Below are 22,121 nucleotides of genomic sequence, written 5' to 3' on the forward strand. Positions count from 1 at the left end.
TGCGCTACTTAACTTTCTTTGTCACTTATTTTATGACCTTAAAAAGACCAAATAAGCATATTTAACAAACAAAAAACACATAAACAAAAATATTAAAAATATTATGTTTTAAAGAAATGTGAAATATTATATTTTGTTTAATTCATATTTTAAATTAAGCACTTAGGATAAAAGAGAAAAGAATACCTCTGTTCCGAGATAGCCTTGTTCGTATAGGAAGAGATAAGTTGGATCCCCTACAGTAATGTTGAAATTCATAGGTTGAATATCGCTAGTAAAAATCGGTATACTACGAGCAAGGTTAGATTTGTTTTCCTGAAATAGTAGTGCTTGAAGCCTTGTTGTGCATGAGATGGTACTAGAAATAAAATCTACTAGATTATTGATAGAAGCAGGAGGCAGCGCATTTTTGAAATAAGTTCCTAGAGTTTCTTTTTGTGGTGAAAGGCTATCAAAAATATTAATGGGATAGTTATAAAGGAGGCCGCCATCTACATAAACTTGAGGTGAGTCTTTTGAAGAAGAAAATGGTGAGGATTTAATGGCTTCAAATAAAAGGGGAACAGACATAGAAATGCGTACGGCTTCTGCTACTTCCATATTCGGAGTAAACTCGTAAGAAAAGATGATGGAAGTACTTTTGGAAGAGTCGGTCCCTACTATATACAAATCTTTAAATGGATTTTGGTCTTTATGGATAGCGGTATTTTTAAAATCAGAAAAAGTATATGGTGGTAATTTTAAATCAGAGTTAAATTGACTAGCAATCTGTTCCTTTATCCATTCATAAAGATAACTAGAAGAATACCAACCAAACTGTGTAATGAGTCTATAAACACACTCGGCATTACCAAAAATATTATCCAGGTGTGATTTGATTGATTGTGTAAAATACCTAGGGGGTGACTTTGAATCAACACTAACATCATCTTTACCGGGGACCTTATTATAATCTAGTGAATCAGCTATTTCTTTTAGATCATCAAAGGAAAGATTGAAAGAAGTGAGACAAGCAGTTATGGCTCCTGCAGAAGTACCAGCCACACGTAATATTTGTGGGGGAAGATTGATTTTGTATAAGTAGTCTAACACACCTAGGTAAGCAATGCCTAATACGCCACCACCAGAGAAAACAAGATTTTTATAAGGAAGACTCAAGAAAATCACCTAATATTTATAACTCTAATAATATTATATTTAGAATAATTAAATATTAGAATTCTATAAATAACCAATTACAATATTTTGATAATTAATATATATTTATTCTGCAAATCAAATACATGGTATCTTAATGAAAATATATAAGCACAAATGTTTATTTAGAATTGTGTATTTTAGAATAATAAAGATAAAATTAAATAATGATTATATTGAATCAGTTTGTTGTAATGATAAATGGCACAATCTATGGTTAGGTTGGGTAATAAGAATAAAAGGTCGATGAAACTAGTTTAAATATTCTAGTTTCATCGACCTTTTATTCTTAAACACTTATAAATATTAATTATGCAACAACACCATTTTGTAATCTAAGATTCTTTACTTGTAATATAGCCTTCAGCTGTAAGAAGTTCAGCGATAAGAACAGCACCGCCAGCAGCACCTCTTACAGTATTATGAGAAAGACCTACAAATTTGTAATCATAAACAGTATCTTCTCTTAAACGACCCACACATACACCCATACCTTTTTCAGTATTACGATCCAAACCTGTTTGAGGTCTGTTATCTTCTTCGAAATAAGTAATGAATTGTTTTGGTGCACTTGGAAGATTAAGCTCTTGAGGTTTACCTTTATAATTTTTCCAAGATTCAAGGATTTGTTCTTTAGTTGGTTTTTTCTTGAATGAAACAAACACAGTTGCAAGATGTCCATCTAAGACAGGTACACGAATACATTGTGTTGTAATAACAGGGCTAGTAGCTTTAACAATTGCATCATTTTCTACTTTACCCCAAATTCTAAGAGGTTCTTGTTCACTTTTTTCTTCTTCTCCACCAATGTATGGAATAACATTATCAATCATTTCTGGCCATTCTTTGAAGGTCTTACCAGCGCCAGAAATAGCTTGGTAAGTAGAAGCTACTACAGTAGTTGGTTCATAATCAAGTAAAGCAGAAAGCATAGGTACATAACTTTGAATAGAGCAGTTTGGTTTAACTGCGATGAAACCTTTTGTTGTACCAAGACGTTTTCTTTGAGCCTCAATAACTTTTAAGTGCTCATCATTAATTTCAGGAATAACCATTGGTACATCTGGTGTCCATCTATGAGCAGAGTTGTTTGAAACAACAGGTGTTTCAGTTTTAGCATATGCTTCTTCTAAAGCTTTGATTTCATCTTTTTTCATATCAACAGCACAGAAGATGAAGTCAACTTGAGAAGCAACTTCCTCAACCTTAGCAGCATCTAATACAATTAGATTTTTTACAGTCTCAGGAATAGATGTACTCATTTTCCATCTGCCTTCAACAGCTTTTTCATAAGTTTGACCAGCAGAACGACTGCTTGCAGCGATTACTTTTACATCAAAATAAGGGTGGTTTTCAAGTAAAGCTAAAAAGCGTTGACCTACCATACCAGTACCACCAACGATACCTACTTTTAATTTTTTCTCCATCATTAATCACCTTTACCTTTTTAATATCTTACTAATTACTCTATTTTACTAAGTAAATAACTAAATGACAATATATTATATAATTTTTTGATAAAATTGACAAATTATTATGAATATCTATAAAATGTGTAGTATTTTTATTCATATTTCACAGTGGATTATTAAGACAACTCTAAAATAGAATTTACACTAAGGGTAACATACAATATTACTTATTAGAATATGAAATATAAGGATAAAAAGAGTTTCTCTAATGAAATAATCCTATAAGAAAAACAAGGATAATAAATTAGAAAAGCATTCATAATAGTTATTAAATAAAACACTACAGATGAGTCTTGTAGAGGAAAGGAATAGTGATGAGTAAGTTGGAGAAACATGCCCCTATTTTTTTAAATAATACAGAAAGTAAATTATATCCTTGTTTAAAAGAAGATATGGAAGTAGAGTTTGCAATAATTGGAGGAGGTCTAGCTGGTATAACACTAGCATATTTATTAAAGCATATGGGGAAAAGAGTGGCTGTTTTTGAAGCGAATCAGATTGGGATGGGTACTTCCTTACGTACAACAGCTAAGCTAACGATACAACATGGGCTTATTTATGATAAATTAATGCATACTAAAAGTCCAGGAAAAGCAAAACAGTATGCAGATGCTAATAGGAAAGCTATAGAATTTGTTAAAGAAACTATTTCTAAAGAACAAATTGAGTGTAATTTTATGAATATGCCATCGTATATTTATACGACGGATGAAAAGTACATCAAGGCTATTCAAGATGAAGCAGAAGCATGCAAAAGGTTGGGAATTGAGGTCAATTATAAGGACCAGATTCCACTTCCTATAAAAGTAAAGGCTGCATTAGAATGGGAGGGCGCTGCATTATTTAACCCTAAGAAGTATATATCCAGCTTGGCAGAAAAATTTACAGCAGATGGGGGATGTATATTTGAAGAAACACCAATTACTAGATTGGTGCCAGGAGAAGTAAGTGTGTTAGAAACAGATAAAGGCTGTAAAGTATCTGCTAGGAGAATAGTTATAGCTTCTCATTATCCTATGTATGATGGTCTGGGCTTATATTTTACAAGGCTTAATATGCAAAGAATATATGTACTAGGTTTAAAGGTAGACAAAGAAAAATTACCTAAGGGCAGTTTTATTTCAGTAGATAGTCCTATTAGATCTATTAGGCCTATTTACGAGCAGGATATAGTCCTTATAGGTGGAGGGCATCATAGAGTAGGAGATGATCAATATGAAGCTACTCATTTTGAAGAATTAAAGCAGTTTGGAAAAGAAGTATTTAATAGCGATGAGGTATATAGTCAGTGGTCTTTGCAAGACTATGTTACACCCGATAGCGTTCCCTATATTGGATACTTAAATGGTAGCAAATATCATAATATATATGTAGCTACAGGATTTAATAAATGGGGAATGAGTAACGCCACCAATGCAGCACTTGTTCTAAAAGATTTATTATTAATGGGTACGAGTCCTTTTGAAGACTTATTTAATCCGCAAAGGGTGTCAGCTTACAAAGGAAAAACTTTTATTAATCATAATATAGAGGGAATTAAAAACTATATCCAAGGAAAATTAAGAACCGTCCCCAAAGATACTTTTCCAGATAAGGGGGAAGCTATAGTAGCAGAGCTAGAAGACGGTAATGTATATGGTATTTATCAAGACGAAGAAGAACATTATCATATTGTGGATATTATTTGTCCTCATGTAGGTGCTAGATTAAGATGGAATAGTGCTGAAAAGAGTTGGGATTGTCCATTCCATGGTTCAAGATTTAATATAGATGGGGAGGTTCTAGAAGGACCAAGCACTCATAAATTAAATGGATATAAGGAAGGTAAAAATAAAATACATCCTAATCTAATTTAGCATAGAATAGGGTTAGTAGTGTTCACAAAAGAAGGAAAAAGTGTTAAGTTAAGAGTAGGAAGTAAAAGAAGTTGTTTAAAGGAGAAAGTAATGACGGATAAGGATTTTGAAGCATTTTTAATGAAGTGTCAGCAGGAAGTTAAAATAAAACAAAGTAACTTAACACAGAAGTATGCTCTGAATACGTATCAAACCTATAGCTTTAGTCAAGCTAACAAAAGTCTTGAATTAAAAAAGGATAATGGAGAAGTATTGCGCTTTGAAGTAGCTTGCATTGGTTCATGGGGATATGAAGATCATAGTTGGGTATGGGCTTGGAATAATGAAAATCTATCAGAGAGTATTAGAGAAGAAGCTAATACCCTAAAAGATTTAGCTCAGGAAACAGGATATAATGTATTTGAACAGGGTAGTTTTGAATGTGAGGAAATAGTAGCGAAGGATTTAGCTTTTGTGAGCGTCTATAAGCTTAAAGCACAAGGCATCTATCGCATTGTAGCTGATGAAAGCTATCTTTTTCTAGCACTTAAAAATGTAAAATAGTAAGTATAAACCATTGATAAACATATGAGTTTTGATAGCTGAATATGTTTATTAATGGTTTTTTAGAAATATATAAGCAGAAAGGGAGAAAACAAATGGATTTGAATTGGAGTTTAAAGGAATTATATGAGTCTTTCTCAGGAGAAGCTTTTCAAGGAGATTTAGCAAAGTTAGATACGTATATTAAAGAAATGAACAAGTTAGCAACAGAAATGACTGAAAATCATGAAGACGAGCAGAAAAAACTAGAAGCTTACATAGCATTAGCTGAGAAGATAAGCTTAACCTTTGAAAAGTTGGGTGTATTCTCAGAACTTACTGTAAGTGTTAATTCTAAAGATGAGGAAGGTAACAAATACGCTGATATTATTGACCAAAAACAAAGTGATTTGGCAGAAGCAGAAACTAAAATTAGCAAGTGGATTAGTGAAATCAAAGATATTAATGCCATTATTGATCACTCTACCTTTTTACAATCTTTTAGATTTTTCCTTCAAGAAATAGTAGAACATAGTAAACATCTCTTGAGTGAGAAAGAAGAAGTACTGTTAGCTAAAATGAAAAATACAGGTTCAACAGCTTGGGTAAATTACAAGAACTTACTTATTTCTAATCATAAAGTAGAAATTGAGGTTGAAGGTAAAAAGGAAGAATTACCATTAACGGTAGTACTTAATATGGTATATGAAAAAAATGCAGACCTAAGAAAAAAGGCTTATTTAGCAGAAATTGATTCTTATAAAAAGATAGAAGATGGAATAGCAGCAGCATTAAACGGCATTAAAGGAGAGGTTATTACTGTTTCCAAAATGAGAGGTTATGAGTCACCACTTGCTATGACATTAGAAGACTCAAGAATGAGTAAGGCGACCTTAGATGCTATGCTTAGTGCTATGAAAGAAAGCTTACCTACCTTTAGAAAATATCTTAGAAGAAAAGCGGAGATGCTAGGATATAATAATGGCTTACCATTTTATGAGCTGTATGCACCTGTTATTGAAAAAGAAATGAAGTATTCTTATGAACAAGGAAAAGCTTTTGTTGAAAAACAATTTAGAAGTTTTGATAATAGTTTAGGGGATTATGCTAAAAAGGCGATGGAGCATAAATGGATAGATGTACTACCTAAAGAAGGTAAGGTAGGTGGAGCTTTTTGCTGCGCTGTTCATAGCATTGGTGAAAGTAGAATTCTCCTTAACTATGGGGATAATCTAAGCGATACTATTACCATGGCACATGAGCTAGGACATGGTTTTCACGGAGAATGCCTTAAGGAGGAAAGTATTTTAAATACTAACTATCCTATGCCTTTAGCTGAGACAGCATCTACTTTCTGTGAGACAATCGTCAAAAAAGCTGCTATTAAAGAGGGATCAAAAGAAGAAGCGTTTGCTATTTTAGAAACAGAAATTAGCGATAGTACTCAGGTTATTGTAGATATTTATTCTAGGTATTTGTTTGAAACTAATGTATTTAAAGAAAGAGAAGATAGTCCTTTAACAGTAAAACGCATTAAAGAATTAATGGTAGAGGCACAAAAAGAGGCTTACGGAGATGGACTAGATCAAGAGTACTTACATCCATATATGTGGACGTGGAAGAGTCATTATTATTATGCAGATGCTAATTTCTATAACTTCCCTTATGCATTTGGTCTTCTTTTTGCTAAAGGTCTATATGCGGAGTATCTTAAAAGAGGAACTAGCTTTGTGGAGGATTATAAAAAGCTATTAGCTGTAACAGGTAAATTAAAGATAGAAGATGTTACAAGAACAATTAATATAGATGTAACTGATGCAGCATTTTGGAAGAATTCATTAGCTATTATTGAAGAAGATATCAATGAATTTATGAAGTTAAGTTATGAAATTTAAGTTTTATCTAGATTAAGACGATAAAAATGGTATAGCTTTAAATTTTATACAGGGGGAGAATTGTTATGCAATTAATAAATAAGAAAAAGTGTTTGATAGCAATTACAGTAGGAGCATTACTTGCCTGTATTCCTATGCAAGCAGCAGGATATAAAAAGAATAAATCGGTTAATTATCATCCGGTTAACTTTTATTACAATGGAGGGCAAAAATATTTATCTACTGTTCCTATTTCAATTGATGGAACCACCTATTTACCAGCAAGAACATTTTGTGATGCAGTAGGCTTAGAAATTAATTGGGATCAATCAAATGGTAATTTATATGTTACAAGTGGTTCTAATTATTCTTCGGTTTTAAGTTTACAAACAGAATTAAGAGCTAAAGACTATGAAATTGCCTCCCTTAAACAAGAATTAGCAAAATTAAAATCAAGTGGAGTTACTTCTACCTCTAGTAGCAGTGGGTATGACCAAACCTCAGGAACAGATATTTTAGGAACAGAGCTTACTGCGACTGAAAATGAGCTAGAGAGGCTGTACGAAGATTACTTTGATGATATAGAACTAGATTTTAGAGTAAGAGTCTCTGGAAGTAGACTAAGTGTTAAGATTTCTTATGATACATCTGCTGAGAATAAGGCTTTCAATAAGCTATCAACTAGGGAAATCAAGAATTTTGTAGAGGATGTATGTGATACTGTACGAGACAGACATGATGATATTATTATTGATGGAACTATTATTTATACAGGAAGCAATACGGATAAATACGAATTCTCATATTCTAAAAAAGATACTTTAACTTATGGAAGCAACTATGATTTTGATGAGACTGATGTTATTAATGCTGTTAAAAAGACAAGTAGCATTTATATTAAAGATTATAGTCAAAGTATTAGTATCAATAAGGTCGAGGCATCTATAAGTGATAGTAGAGAGATAGTTACTTTTAAAATCTACATTGATGTGACATCATCTATTAAAGATGCATGGAATATGAATAAAGGATTAGATACAGATACTACTCTTAGAACATCTTTAAGAGATATTGCTAGAGATATAGAAAGTGAAACAGATTATGATATACAAGGCATTGTATATGATTCTAATAATAATACTACAATAGCAACTTATGACTATGAATATAATGAAATTAATAAGTATGGTATATAATGAATAGTTTAAAATACATGGGGCAAACTCTTATAGAGAGTCAAGATAATACAAAATTAATGAGTTAGTGACTAACTAGTATAGGAGAATACCATGTCGAAGAATAGAGATTTAGCAAGCGAAATGCAAAGCAGAATAGATAATACAAAAGAAGCGAAAAATTCTACTAGTGGGTATAAACATACCGTAAGCTCTGGGACTCAAGGTGTAGGGGATATTCTTAAAAAGTAATAAAAAAAGTCATCGTATAAAATCTACATATACGATGACTTTTTTTGTTCAAAATTTAATTTAAAATATTAAGAATATATTCAAAAATCTATTGATGATACAAGATAATTACAGTATATTTTTTATATAGGATATTTTACTAAAGTACAATAGGAAAAACTTATAAGAGGGAAGTCAGAAGCACCTATTTAAAGGGGGATATATAGCATGGAGCTTACTATAAGAAGAGCATTAGCAACAGACGCATTATTCTTAACGAGTATATCATTTGGAGCAAAGCGTTATTGGAATTATCCAGAAGAATATTTTGAAGTATGGCATGATGAACTTACTATAACAGAGGATTACATTGAGCAGAATATTGTATATGTAGCGCAGAAGAAAGATACTATTATCGGATATTTCTCTATTGTTGAGGTAAATCAAGAACATTGGAATGGTGAAGTATTTATTAGCCAGGGTTATTGGTTAGACCATATTTATATTCGCCCAGCTTATATAAGAAGTGGCATTGGAACAGAATTAATGGAATATGCCCAGGAGTATTGTAGAGAAAATGGTATAGAGAAACTATACATATTTAGTGACCCGTTTGCTAATGGATTCTATGAAAAATTAGGGGCGACTTATATTAAGGAATCACCATCTTCTATAGAAAATAGAACAGTATCATTATATGAATATCGTATACCAGAGAAAAGTAAGGAACAAATAGAAGAAGAGGAATTATTACAGAAAATACAGGAAGAAGCGGAAAGATTAAGACAAGAAGCAGAAGAAGCGGAAAGATTAAGACAAGAAGCAGAAGAAGCAGAAAGATTAAGGCAAGAAGCAGAAGAAGCAGAAAGATTAAGGCAAGAAGCAGAAGAAGCAGAAAGGTTAAGGCAAGAAGCAGAAGAAGCAGAAAGGTTAAGGCAAGAAGCAGAAGAAGCAGAAAGGTTAAGGCAAGAAGCAGAAGAAGCAGAAGAAGCAGAAAGATTAAGGCAAGAAGCAGAAGAAGCAGAAAGGTTAAGGCAAGAAGCAGAAGAAGCAGAAAGGTTAAGGCAAGAAGCAGAAGAAACAGAAAGATTAAGGCAAGAAGCAGAAGAAGCAGAAAGATTAAGGCAAGAAGCAGAAGAAGCAGAAAGGTTAAGGCAAGAAGCCGAGGAGACAGAAAGGCTAATACAAGAAGCTGAGAAAGCTAGAGAGATATTACAAGAAGAGGATGCAAAGCAAAAAAGAAAGTCTATTTTTGGTATACCAATAGAGAAGATAAAACATCGTCCAATTAAGTTAGAGCATGAAAGTTTAGAACAAAAAATTTCTGAATTAGATCAAGAATTTGAAGATGATTTTGAAGATATAGAAGAAGTAGCGGAAGAAGCTACTTTATATGAAATCGATGAAAGTGAAGAATATGATGAAGATCATGAAGAATACAGCGATGATGAAGATGATGAGGACTATAGTGATGATGAAGATCATGAAGAATATAGTAATGATGAAGATGACGAGGACTATAGTGACTACGAAGATGATGAAGAATATGCAGAAGATGAATTGATAGAGGATGATAGGGAGATACAAATACCTAAACTACAGCTAGATGAAGCAGAAATAGCGGCGCTTATTAGACCTGTTAAAGATGATGCTAGTGAAGAAGAAAAAATCCTTGAGAATATAGGTACAGCATCGACAGAGATAGAAGTACATATTAAGACTGAAAAAGAAAAGATGCTAGCAGGTGAACTTTATATTGCATGGGGAGATGAGTTCGCTAATGATAAACGACGTGCAAGAAGGTTATTAAGAGAGTTTAACAATACTGATGTAGAAGATAAAAAGTCTACTATAAAAATATTAAAAGAGCTTTTTGGTTCTACAGGAGAATATATACACATTGAACCTAATTTTAGATGTGATTATGGCTATAATATTCATATTGGAGATAATTTTTATGCTGGTTATGAATGTGTTATTTTAGATAGTTGCCAGGTCAAAATAGGCGATAATTGTATTTTATCTCCTCAAGTAGGAATCTATACCTCCGCATACCCTTTAAATCCTGAGAAGAGAAGTATAGGTTATGAATATGCTAAACCTATTACCATAGGAAATAATGTGTGGATTGGTGGAGGCTCAATCATTAACCCAGGTGTTACTATAGGGGATAATGTGGTTGTCGTACCTGGCTCAGTAGTATTAGCAGATGTGCCAGATAATGTGTTAATAGGTGGTAATCCGGCAAAAGTAATTAAAGAAATTGAAACTGAAAAGTAAGATATAGAAAAAGGACATTTCCAATGTCCTTTTTTTTAATGATAATTGTAAACCGGTAAAATTAAATGTGTTGACAAATTGGCGGTAAGGCTCCTATAATAACAGAAAAAGGGGAAGTTTATTATATAAGGAGGAATAAAAATATGCAAAAGTTAGATAACAAAAAATCTCAAACTTATCAAATGGTACTTATAGCTTTAATGGCAGCAATTACATGTATTCTAGCGCCATTATCTATTCAATTACCAGGTGGAGTACCTATTTCATTAACAAATTTAGTAATCTACATAACAGTGTTTATATTGGGTTCCAAAAAGGGGACAATAAGTTATTGTATCTACTTATTAATTGGTCTTATCGGTCTTCCTGTATTCTCAGGATTTACCGGAGGAGTAGGAAAACTAGCAGGTCCTACAGGAGGCTATTTAATAGGCTTTATTTTCTTAGCTATTATTAGTGGTTATTGCATAGAGCGATTTGAAGGAAAAGTATATATGTATGTTGCAGGAATGATTTTAGGAACGGCTATAGCCTATGCATTAGGAACTATTTGGTTTATGTATCAAATGAAAGTAAGCTTAGTAGGGGCATTAAGCAGTTGTGTGCTTCCATTTTTAGTAGGTGATGGCATTAAAATTATAATAGCCACTGTCGTGGGCCCTATACTCAAATCATCTCTAAAAAAAGCAAATTTATGCATTTAGAATTTAACAATATGTATCGTCATTAATAATGAGGTGTTGACACTAAAATAATAAGAGGATAAGGTAAATATAAAAAAAGATTGATTATTAGAAAGGGTAGTCCATGGAACATGAATTATTCAGAACTAACTTAGAGGCAAGAGTTATTGAGAGGGAAGGAGATCAGGATTTTTTTATTGAAACATATTCCTATCCTCTTAATCTAAATTTAGAAGTAGCAGGAATGTCTCGTATACAGTTTCCTATGTCTAGAGCAATATTGGTTCGTACAACACCTCTTTCTAAATGGGTGACTGTTCATGTTTTAAGAGATGTTGATTTGTTTTCAAGCTTTGCCAATTTTGAGCTCCATTTAGAGGCAAAGAAGTTAAGCATTCAAAAAGAAGAAGGGTACATTACAATGCAGATCGAATCTCAAAGTAGATAGAGGTATGAAATTATTTGGATAATAGGATTATACAAAATATGTTTAATAGGTTATAATAAGTAAAAAAGGGAAAAGCTGTTACTAATAACGGCTTTTCTTTTTGTGTGTATAAAGCTAATTAATGAACTTACTAAGCACAGCAGAGGAAGGAGACAACATGAAGAAGTTATTAATTACAAAAAAAGAATTTCTAATGATTTTGCTAGGAACTACTATACTAGCATTAGGCATTAACTGGTTTACATCACCATTAGGACTTGTTACAGGTGGCTTATCGGGTGTAACGATTATAGTTAAAGAAGTATCTGTAGAGACTTTAGGGTTTGAAATTCCATTATGGGTTACCAATTTAGTTTTAAATATTCCACTTTTTATTATTAGTATTAAGCAAAGAGGATTCGAATTTGCAAAAAAATCACTATGGGCAGTAGGTTTATTAACTGCAGCACTTTGGTATACAGAATTTATTCCTAATATATTGAAGGTTAATAATGATCTTTTATTAGGAGGAGTATTCGGTGGTGCTATTCTAGGGTTAGGTATAGGTGTTGTGTTAAAAGCAGGGGCTACCACAGGTGGCACGGATATGTTAGCAACTATTATTAAATTTAAGCATACCAGATTTCCTATTGCAAAATTAATGTTAGCTATTGATGCAATTATTATTTTAGCCGGAATGATGGTTTTTGGTTCAACAAAAGCAATGTATGCTATTATTGCAGTTTTTATTACTTCTAAGGTTATTACCAATGTACTTGAAGGAATGAATTATGCTAAGGCGGCATTTATTATGTCAGACAAAAATGTAGAGATTTCAGAGGCAATTATGCAAAAAATACCTCGAGGTGTAACGGGGATTAAGGCAAAGGGAATGTATACAAAGCAAGATAAGGAAATGTTATTTGTTGTTGTGTCACAAAAAGAGATCACCAAGCTTAGAGAGTTAGTAAGAGAGATTGATAAAGCCGCATTTGTGACGATAGCAGATGTAAGAGAGGTATTAGGAGAAGGTTTTATAGAGGAATATAATTCATTAGCATAGGGTTTAGCATAATAGGACTATCAATAGGATAGTCCTATTACGCTGTACTTGATTAATAGAAATATACAAAATATTTACATTGGTATATAATTATTTATAGAGTTAACTAACAACAATAAATGAGGTGATCGAGTGCGCATTAAGGGAAGCAAAAATGAGTGGTTTATTGGTGGAATTATAATCATAATGTTAATATTATGTTTTGTGAGTCAAGTAGGAATATGGACGATAGCCCTATGTGCAGGATGGTTTATCTACTATGTAACAGTCATATGGATAAAAGAAATTGAAATTAGAGATAATGAGATAGAAATAAAGAGATTAGGAAGAAGTATTAAAATATATACATATAATATCTCAGATGTTGCCCTTAAAAGAAATAGTATTATTATTTTTAAGGGACAATATGGAGCTATCAATATTTTAAAATATCAGATCAATAAAGAGGATAGGCCGCGCTTGATAGAATACTTAGAGCAATATAAGGAACGGACATAAAATAGATGTGCCTAGAAGTTAATACTTGTTAATGCAGATGAAAAAAGCTCTATATAGCTAGAAATGTATACTAGTTATATGGTGCTTTTTTGTTTGAAAAAGTTTTAATTATTTTTATAGGATAATTATATGCTTCACAATAGTTTCAAAGAAAAACCTATTTCAACCTAATGTAGAGCCGGAGATAAGTTCATATCAACGAATGGATAAAATGTTCTTAAAGTTGTAGACAATTTATGGAAAAAGAGTTATTATAATAAAAAATGTAAAAAAATTACAATAATAGAATATGATTACAAAAGAGGAGGAGAGTCATGCAATTAGAGATAGCATTATTTGAAAATGCCTCAAATGAAGAATTATTAAGGGGATATAAGGAAGGGGATCAAGGGTATACCTGTCTTTTATGTGGACAGTATTTTTCTAAGGGAGAAATTTATTCTATACATGGTAAATTATTTGATGCTCAGAAAGCAGTTCTGTTACATATTCAAGAGGTACATCATTCAGTATTAGCATATCTATTAAAAATGTCTCCAAATACTATGGGTTTATCAGAATTACAGCTAGAGTTAATTAATCTATTTGCAAGTGGTTTATCAGATAAGGAGATAGCTAATTATTTAGGGGTGGCAGGATCGACTATTCGTAATCATCGTTATAAATTAAGAGAAAAGGAAAAACAAGCAAAAGTATTTTTGACAGTAATGAGTTTACTGGGGGAAAAGCAAAATACGGAGCATAGCTCATGGGATGTGTGTTCAAATCAAGAAGGATATATTTATACCATTAATCAGAATCTAGGCATGCCTGATCGAGATAAGAGGAAGATACTTGAGAATCATATAACACTTTCAGGTAGATTAAGAAGTTATCCTAATACAGAAAAGGCAAGGAAAGTTATATTAGAATATATTACAGAGCATTTTTCAAAAGGAGAGAAATACGAGGATGTAGAAGTTAACCGTCTATTAATGAATATTTATATTGATTATTCACTTTTGAAAAGAGAACTATTAGAGTATGGCTTTTTAAGCCGTACAGAAAAAGGTGGTATCTACTGGGTAAAGGGTGCATAAAATAAAATAATAGTATAATAAAAAGATAGCTTGTTCCAAGAAGTAAGGGAGGAAATAAGCTATCTTTTATTTTGATGTGATATAATAGTATCAATAAGCTATTGGAGAGGAAATTTATGAAACCAAATCATGATTTAAACCAAAAAATAAAAGCTAAGGTAAAATTGCCTAAGCAATATCAGGTTATTATGTTTAACGATGATTACACAACAATGGAATTTGTTGTTGAGGTATTAACACAGATATTTAATAAGAGTGCAGCAGAGGCAGAAAAGATTATGATGGATGTTCATAAAGCAGGACATGGTGTGGCTGGTATTTACTCATATGATATTGCAATGACTAAAGCTGGAACAGCTATGTCTTGGGCAAAAGAAGAAGGATTTCCATTTAAACTAAGTGTAGAAGAGGTGTAGAAGGTGTATATTTCAAAGGTCGTCAGTAGGCTTATTATGAAAGCTAAAGAACTGGCTTGTAATTATAAACATGAATACATTACGCCTGAGCACATATTGCTAGTTATGTGTGATGTATCTGTATTTTGTGATGCATTTGAAGCTTGTAATGGAGATATTCAAGTGCTCAAAACTAATTTAGAAGGATATCTGGAAGAAAACCTAGAAAAGAAAGAAGATATAGAACCAATAGAAAGTTTTAGCTTACAGCAAGTATATATACGAGCAAGTGAACAGGTAATTAATAGTGGGAAAGAACAGATTGAATTAGATCACTTGCTATCAGGGATTATGGGTTTGCCAGAAAGTTATGGTGTTTATTATATTTTAGAGCAGGGCGTTACTTTAAGGGATTTATTATTCGAGCTTTGTCATGCACAAGATGATGATAGCACACAACTAGAGAAGCCTTCTGATGAAGAGGAAGAGCAAGAGGAACAAACTACTTCAGAAGAAAAGGATATAGAGAGTATAGCCAAGTATGTAACCAATTTAAATAAAGTTGTAGCAGCAAGTAATGAGCCACTTATAGGACGAGAGGAAATCTTAAAACGTACAATACAAGTACTTTGTAGAAAAAACAAGAATAATCCTATTCATATAGGTGAACCTGGAGTGGGAAAAACAGCTATTACAATGGGAATTGCACAATTATTAAATGAGGGAAAGGTTCCTAAAGTATTAGAAGGGGCTCAAATTTTCAGCTTGGATTTAGGAGCCACTTTAGCAGGTACACAATATAGAGGAGATTTTGAAAAGCGTTTAAAAAAGATTTTGGATATTTTAAAGAAGCAATATAAACCTATTGTTTATATAGATGAGATTCATAATATCGTGGGAGCAGGTTCTTTAGGAGCAGGTTCTTTAGATGCATCTAATTTATTAAAACCATACTTAACAGAAGGAAGTATAAAGTTTATTGGTGCGACTACTTTTGAGGAATATAAAAAGTATGTTGAAAAAGATAAAGGACTTGTTAGAAGATTTCAAGCTATTGAAGTAATAGAACCTAGTATAGAAGAGGCTATTACTATTTTAAGAGGATTAAAGTCTAGTTATGAAGCTTATCATGGGGTAACCTATACAGATGAAGCCATTAGAGGTGCTGTACAATTAAGTCAGCAATATATGAATGATCGATTTCTACCAGATAAGGCTATAGATTTACTTGATGAGGCAGGGGCCTATTATACAGTATATGATAGTGGATCTAAAAATCGTAAAAAGAAACCTATTATAGATTTATCTATTATAGAGCAAACATTATCTAAGATATGTCATATACCGCAGCAAAAGATAGAAAAAAATGAAGTACAGGTATTAGGACAATTAGAACAGAACTTAAAAAGACAGGTGTTTGGACAGGATAAAGCAATCGAACAAGTAGTAATGAGTATTAAATTATCTAGAGCAGGGCTAAGTGAAATGAATAAGCCTATAGCTAGCTTGCTTTTTGTAGGACCAACAGGAGTAGGTAAAACTGAAATTGCAAAATGTTTAGCTAATGAGTTAGGTATCAAGCTGATACGTTTTGATATGAGTGAATATACAGAAAAGCATACTGCCTCAAAGTTAATAGGTTCACCACCTGGATATATAGGATATGAAGAAGGCGGTTTATTAACAGATGCAATTAGAAAGTCTCCCTACTGTGTACTTTTGCTTGATTATCTAGACAAAAATATAGAAATAAAAAATTATAGGGACTATAACCGTTATAAATATTGATGGTTATAGCTTTTTTGTTTTATATAACTATTGACAAAGTTAGAGGAAAAGAATAGAGTATGGAAAAGTTGAAAGAAGGTTGATATTATGAAATATTACAAAGTTAAGGAAATATCTGTAGGTAATACTAAGGAAATATTGATAGTTGAATGTGATGAATCAAATAAGGAAGTATGGATTCCTAGCAGACTGACTGACTTTATCGCAACTGCTTATTCTGTATACTCTTTGAATACTAAGACGAAAGTTGCTAGATATGTTACGGGATTTATGAATTATTTAGTTCAGGAAGTAGCCAAAAAAGAAGATAAGATATTTGATAACTTAAAAACAGATGGGCTATATGGTCTTAATTTCTATCATTTAGCAAATTATATTAATCATATATCAAATCCTAATATTATAGGTAATTGCTATGAGACTGTAAAGGATAAAGAAGATGTTTTATTAAGATTCTACAACTACTTATTCAAAAAGGGAGTAACTAATGAAACAGCAAAACTTGAAACAGAGATAGTATTGGATAAAATAAAACCTTATTCTAAAAAGACTAAAGTAAGTGGGGCTAGAGAGGTTATTATTAACCCTTTCACAGATAGACTAAAATATAACTTGAAGTATCCTGCAAGAAATCGTACAGATAATACGTTAAAAAATTTAGCAAAAGAAGAATGGATACAGTTAATAGAGTATGCAGAAAAGTATTACCCAGAAATAGCTTTTGGAGTAGTGATACAGTGCATGGGGGGATTACGCCAAGGAGAAGTAGTAAATTTATTAAGAGATGATGTGGACATAGATGAAGAGTTAAGGATGCTAAATGCAACGATTCAAGATAGAAGCAAGGAGTTATTTGAAGATAGGGGAATAAGTAGTAGGAAGTCTCAAATAAAAAAGAATTATGTATCAGTACAATCTATATTCAGCTTTGATGGAGATATAATAGAAAGATATGAAAAACATTTAATGTACATATCTAAAATAGCTAATAAAAAGTCTATACAATTAAGAGCTCTCTTTATTGATGCTAGAGGAAATGCAATGAGTGGAGATGTATATGAAAAAAAATTTAATAAGTTAAAACGGGGATTTATAGAAGAGCTAGATAAAGTATCCCCTAGCACAGCGAATAAACTAAAAAAATGTCGGTGGGGATCTCATATAGGAAGGCATATTTTTACTAATTATTTATTAGATAGTGGAGTAGCTGATACCGAATCTGAAATAACAAATCGAAAAATTGTACAACTTTTAAGAAGGGATGTATCCCCAGAATCAACAGATGAATATGTGGATAAAAAAATGATTTATACTCAAATAGCAAAAAATATAAAAAGAATGAGCCAGGTAGCTAAAAGTTAAAATAATTAAGGAGTAAATAGTAGATGGAAAGAAATATAAAAGTAATTTTTGAGGATAATGATGACAAATATATAGATTATAAAGAGTTTGGAAAACTATTAAATATTAATAATCGTGGAGAAGCGAGGGCAATTGTAGCTAAAGAGAATAATATTCGTACATTAAGGCGTAAGGGAATTATCTATTACAGTTTACAGGATACATTAAGGGTTCTAGAAGAAGCTAGCACTTTTTATTCAAAATACTATACTCAAAGATATATAGAGGAAGAGTTAAATGAGAAATGGTATAAGGACCGCTTTGACAAAGGGAGAATTTCAGTGCCCTATAAATATACTAGGGTATTAGAAAGAGTAAGAAGTGTTTTTGATAAAGAGGTTGTAAAAGAGATTATACACAATACAGCTAATAAAGATAGTTTTATTTTTGAAGGTGGAAAATATTATAGACCTCATATGGTTATAAAAATACTAGGAATATCTGCTAACAGGCAGGATTCTATAACTTCTTTGAGGAAGGACTGGGGTGTAGAGGATAAGTGGTTTAATGGAAAGATTGCATATAATGCTAAGCAAGTAGAGGAGGTAAAAGAAAAAATACAGGAATTTTATGATCAACACTATACTATATTTCAAGTTGAAGAAAAATTAGGGGATAAAATAAAAGACATAGATAAGATAGCTATTAAGAAAAAGATAGAGACAAAATATTGGAGATTCTTAGAGAAAGAATGTAATCCGAGTAGATGTAAGTATTGCTATGAAAAAGGGGAAATTCATCAGTTAGAAACTACTTATGCCAGTAATCCTAAGTATACACTAGGAATAAATCAATATAATAATGGCTTTATAGATGAATTATTGCTAAAGAAGTATAAGAGTGCTTCTGATTCGGATAGAGTGCTAAAAGATGAGAAAGGAGAAATTTATGTTAATGCTAGAGCATTCAGAGATATATTAAATATAGCAGAGGGAACGGCACCTAAAGAATCTGTAGTACAGGAAAATAATATTAGAACTATGAAAGTAGGAGGAGTTGAATATTTTAATTTTCAAGATGTAGAAAGAACTCTAAAGGAAGTAAAAGAATACTATTCACAGTATTATAGTAAGGAATATATAATAAATGACTTAAAGCAAAAGTGGTCACCAAAGATTTTTAAAAGAGCAGTAATAAAGGTTCCTAAAAAATATACAAGAATGTTAGAACACTTACAATATGTATATGAAAAGGAAGCGGTAGACAAAATTATATTGAATAGTGAGGATGAAAAGAAATTTATAATTGAAGGAAAGAAATATTTTGTTAGTAATGAGGTTGTAGAGTTACTGGGCATAAAAAACAAACAAGATGCAATAACCGTTCTAAGGAATATATGGAATGTGAATAGTATAAGAAAAAATAATAGAATAGGGTATCTAGCAGAAGAGATAGAATCGGTAAAGCTACAAGTAGAGAAGTTTTATAATAATTATGATACAGCAACTGAAGCCCTAAAAAAATTAGAAGGATTAGATTTACAAACGATTAATAATATAGTTGAGAGAAAAGATATTGAAGAAAAGTACTATTATTATTTAGAGGACGTATATAATCCAAGCAGATCAAGATCTTGTTACAATAAAAAGGATATTGATAAATTAATAAAAGAGTATAAAAAGGGTAGTTTATTTGAAGATAAAAGGCAAGGTTGTACCTATGAAGGAAATAGATACTATACAACAGAAGAAGCAATTCAGATATTAGAAATTAAAAGAAATCCTGAATTGGCAATGGCAAAATTATGTGACGATTGGAATATTGAAACTCTTAAGGCGAAATCAATACTCTTTAAGGATGACACAGTAATACGTTATCAAAATATTTACAATGCTCATCAGGTTGATAGTGTGAGAATGGAAATAAGAGCATACTATGAAAAACATTATACTAGATTTCAAGCTATAGAGTTTGCATCTGAAGTCACCATAAAGAAATATTTAAGACCAATTACACTTCAAAGTAAATATAAACGATATATGCAGAAGAGTTATGATTACAAGTGTATAACCGTATTATATTCTAAAGAAGAGCTAGAAGGAGTATTAGGCGCAGATATAAATGATACATATTCAAGGAATCAGGTAATAGAACTTTTGAATTTGAGTAAGGTGTTTTTTGATAAATTTATTAAGGGGTATAACTTAAAACCTATATATGTACAGGGATTAATACAGACTAGATATTCTAAACAAGAAATTGATTATTTTGTTCAAAAGAAAGAAAATTTTTATCGAGAATACGTGTCATTAAGTAATGTAGGTATATTCTTTGGAAAGAAAAAGCTGACCGGGAGTATAGTTTCTAAAGAGAAGTTACCAAGAATAGACTTACCTCTGTATGCTAGAGACAAGAACAATGCTAGTTATAGTGCAGTAAAAATTGAGGATGTTAAAAGTTTAGCAGGTGAGTACCTTGAAAGAAAAGAAATAGCTGAATTAAGTAATGTTTTTGAGGAAGATCCATTAACAACTTTTTATACCAGGCTAGATATATATAAAGAATGGGGAGGATTTGAACCAAAAAGTAAATATACAGCTAAATCATGGTTTAGGTTTGTTGAAGGTTGGTTGAGCAGGACGACTGTTAAAGGAAGCAGAATGCAGCAATTAATTAATAAACTAGTCTTTTGTACACCTGTTATAAAGGTTTTTTTAGATAGAACAAATAAAAGAGAAATATATATGCTTACATCAAAGGAAATTAACTTGGTAATGAATAGCATTGAATATTATAGTTATTGTTATGTTATGGAACTATATTTCAAAGAGATAGGTTCGGATCCTTTAATTGCTAATGATAAGAAATTTAAAGTTGAGGATATTAGGATAGCAGATGAGATATTTGCAAAAGTAAAAAAGAAAAGAACCAACCATATATATAGTATTGAAGAATACTCAGATGTTTTTAATTATTGCACAGAAGTAAAGAGACATGTGGAGTGCTCAATCCAAGAAATTATTGAAAAGAACAGATATGTTCATTTATCAACATGGCTATATGTGATGTTACATTTGAATAATGCTTGGAGAAATGGGGATATAAAAGATTTTCCTATAATAGGGGTAGATGATGTTCTTACCAAATATAATATAAATGGAATAGAATGGTTTGCGAGTAATGAAGTTAATCTTGAAATGGCTAGATTAGTGTTATTTAAGATTAATCAGTGGGAATTTAAAATTTCTAAAACGCAAGTAAAAGGCGTCTTTTTCTGTTCGGATGAACTGGCTCCAGCCTTTACAACAGCGGTGCTGATGCTAGAATTACTGAACAAAGACAGAAAAGTACACAGTGATTTTCTTATGGAATTTGGGACCCAAGAAAATAGAGTAAATGAAGATATGTTTAAAAAGTTTTTTAAAGAGAGTAACTTAGAGAACTTCAAGTTTTCATCATTGAAATTTAACAAAACAGTTATGACATACCTATATTATATTGCTAATTTATCAGGAGATTCTAAGGCGTTAGTATATTGTGCAGAGTTGCGAGGTCATACAAACAACAATACAGCTGCGAATCATTATATAGAAATGAATCAAAGGCAAATGGAGAAATTAAGTAAGCAATTATTTGAAAGAGGAGAATTTGGCTATATCCCAGCATTATTAATTCAAAAGATTAATGGAGGAGAAGTATCATTTGAAGAGGTGACAGAAGAGATTGAAAGGCTAAATGATGAATTTGGAGATATAATTAAACTTAATACGGCAGTAGCATTTATGAATGCGCTTAGAAGAGATAAAGTAAAAATAATAACTGCAATTAATAGTATGTCATTGCAGGAAGCACAGACTTTGTTACAGGATATATATCTGAGGAAAATACCGTCAAAGCAATCTCTTGATATACTGTGCATGTGTGGGAAAAAATCCTGTAGAGAGCCAGAAAAAAGAAGTTGTTTTGAATGTATATATCATATTCCTACTATTTATGCATTGCTAACTTTGTGTGAAGAAATCAAGAAAGATATTCAATTAATTATGATAACTTCTCTTAGACCAAAGCAATTAAAATTAGCCTATAGTATAGAAAAAAAGAAAAAAATATTATTAGAAGCTATGCATAAGTTTGGAAAAGACTATGTGTATGAATTTTTAAACTATAATCGAAACGATTTTATAAAAATATTATCAGAGATACCAAAACCAGAAGATATTTTACAAGTATCAAATTAAGG

Annotated in this window: 17 protein-coding genes; 15 read left to right on the plus strand and 2 right to left on the minus strand. The window is 31.6% G+C overall.

Annotation, left to right across the window (positions count from 1 at the left end):
* Window positions 1–162 precede the first annotated feature (162 nt).
* Together QTL86_RS18590 and asd are read right to left on the minus strand one after the other, a co-directional pair.
* Window positions 163–1,167 carry a patatin-like phospholipase family protein gene (locus tag QTL86_RS18590; RefSeq protein ID WP_410495689.1) on the minus strand — a complete coding sequence of 335 codons (1,005 nt, stop codon included), beginning with the start codon at window positions 1,165–1,167 and terminating at the stop codon, window positions 163–165.
* A 365-nt stretch (window positions 1,168–1,532) separates the two neighbouring features.
* Entirely contained in the window at window positions 1,533–2,624 is a 1,092-nt protein-coding gene (gene asd, locus QTL86_RS18595) for an aspartate-semialdehyde dehydrogenase (protein WP_410495690.1), read from the minus strand.
* A gap of 359 nt (window positions 2,625–2,983) precedes the next feature.
* Between asd and QTL86_RS18600 the strand changes: the two genes are divergently transcribed.
* From QTL86_RS18600 to QTL86_RS18670, 15 genes are all read left to right on the plus strand, one after another.
* Window positions 2,984–4,525, plus strand: a complete 1,542-nt coding sequence (locus QTL86_RS18600) for an FAD-dependent oxidoreductase (protein ID WP_410495691.1) — start codon at window positions 2,984–2,986, stop codon at window positions 4,523–4,525.
* Between the two features lie 90 nt (window positions 4,526–4,615).
* Window positions 4,616–5,068 (plus strand): DUF6882 domain-containing protein, encoded by a 453-nt coding sequence (locus tag QTL86_RS18605; protein ID WP_013659167.1) that lies wholly within the window; start codon window positions 4,616–4,618, stop codon window positions 5,066–5,068.
* A 95-nt stretch (window positions 5,069–5,163) separates the two neighbouring features.
* The gene (locus QTL86_RS18610; protein ID WP_410495692.1) at window positions 5,164–6,942 is read left to right on the plus strand and encodes a M3 family oligoendopeptidase; all 1,779 of its coding nucleotides are present in this window, start codon (window positions 5,164–5,166) and stop codon (window positions 6,940–6,942) included.
* 65 nt (window positions 6,943–7,007) lie between these two features.
* Window positions 7,008–8,117: a stalk domain-containing protein gene (locus QTL86_RS18615; RefSeq protein ID WP_410495693.1), complete on the plus strand. Its 1,110-nt coding sequence runs from the start codon at window positions 7,008–7,010 to the stop codon at window positions 8,115–8,117.
* Window positions 8,118–8,210: 93 nt separating this feature from the next.
* Complete coding sequence (locus QTL86_RS18620; RefSeq protein WP_410495694.1) at window positions 8,211–8,348, plus strand: hypothetical protein; 138 nt, start codon at window positions 8,211–8,213, stop codon at window positions 8,346–8,348.
* Window positions 8,349–8,555: 207 nt separating this feature from the next.
* On the plus strand, window positions 8,556–10,607 hold the full coding sequence (locus QTL86_RS18625) for a GNAT family N-acetyltransferase (RefSeq protein ID WP_410495695.1): 2,052 nt from the start codon (window positions 8,556–8,558) through the stop codon (window positions 10,605–10,607).
* A gap of 143 nt (window positions 10,608–10,750) precedes the next feature.
* Entirely contained in the window at window positions 10,751–11,311 is a 561-nt protein-coding gene (locus QTL86_RS18630; RefSeq protein ID WP_127065042.1) for a biotin transporter BioY, read from the plus strand.
* Between the two features lie 103 nt (window positions 11,312–11,414).
* Window positions 11,415–11,738 carry a hypothetical protein gene (locus tag QTL86_RS18635; protein WP_127065041.1) on the plus strand — a complete coding sequence of 108 codons (324 nt, stop codon included), beginning with the start codon at window positions 11,415–11,417 and terminating at the stop codon, window positions 11,736–11,738.
* A gap of 157 nt (window positions 11,739–11,895) precedes the next feature.
* The gene (locus tag QTL86_RS18640) at window positions 11,896–12,780 is read left to right on the plus strand and encodes a YitT family protein (protein WP_410495696.1); all 885 of its coding nucleotides are present in this window, start codon (window positions 11,896–11,898) and stop codon (window positions 12,778–12,780) included.
* Window positions 12,781–12,912: 132 nt separating this feature from the next.
* Entirely contained in the window at window positions 12,913–13,278 is a 366-nt protein-coding gene (locus QTL86_RS18645) for a hypothetical protein (protein ID WP_013659159.1), read from the plus strand.
* 314 nt (window positions 13,279–13,592) lie between these two features.
* Window positions 13,593–14,357 (plus strand): DUF2087 domain-containing protein, encoded by a 765-nt coding sequence (locus QTL86_RS18650; RefSeq protein WP_410495697.1) that lies wholly within the window; start codon window positions 13,593–13,595, stop codon window positions 14,355–14,357.
* 116 nt (window positions 14,358–14,473) lie between these two features.
* Complete coding sequence (locus QTL86_RS18655; RefSeq protein WP_013659157.1) at window positions 14,474–14,773, plus strand: ATP-dependent Clp protease adaptor ClpS; 300 nt, start codon at window positions 14,474–14,476, stop codon at window positions 14,771–14,773.
* A gap of 36 nt (window positions 14,774–14,809) precedes the next feature.
* Complete coding sequence (locus tag QTL86_RS18660) at window positions 14,810–16,540, plus strand: AAA family ATPase (protein WP_410495698.1); 1,731 nt, start codon at window positions 14,810–14,812, stop codon at window positions 16,538–16,540.
* Window positions 16,541–16,627: 87 nt separating this feature from the next.
* On the plus strand, window positions 16,628–17,902 hold the full coding sequence (locus QTL86_RS18665; protein WP_410495699.1) for a hypothetical protein: 1,275 nt from the start codon (window positions 16,628–16,630) through the stop codon (window positions 17,900–17,902).
* A gap of 23 nt (window positions 17,903–17,925) precedes the next feature.
* Window positions 17,926–22,119: a hypothetical protein gene (locus QTL86_RS18670; RefSeq protein WP_410495700.1), complete on the plus strand. Its 4,194-nt coding sequence runs from the start codon at window positions 17,926–17,928 to the stop codon at window positions 22,117–22,119.
* The last annotated feature ends 2 nt before the right edge of the window (window positions 22,120–22,121 follow it).

Origin of the sequence: Cellulosilyticum sp. ST5, assembly GCF_046529625.1 — a bacterium.
In the GTDB taxonomy this organism is placed as follows: domain Bacteria; phylum Bacillota; class Clostridia; order Lachnospirales; family Cellulosilyticaceae; genus Cellulosilyticum; species Cellulosilyticum lentocellum.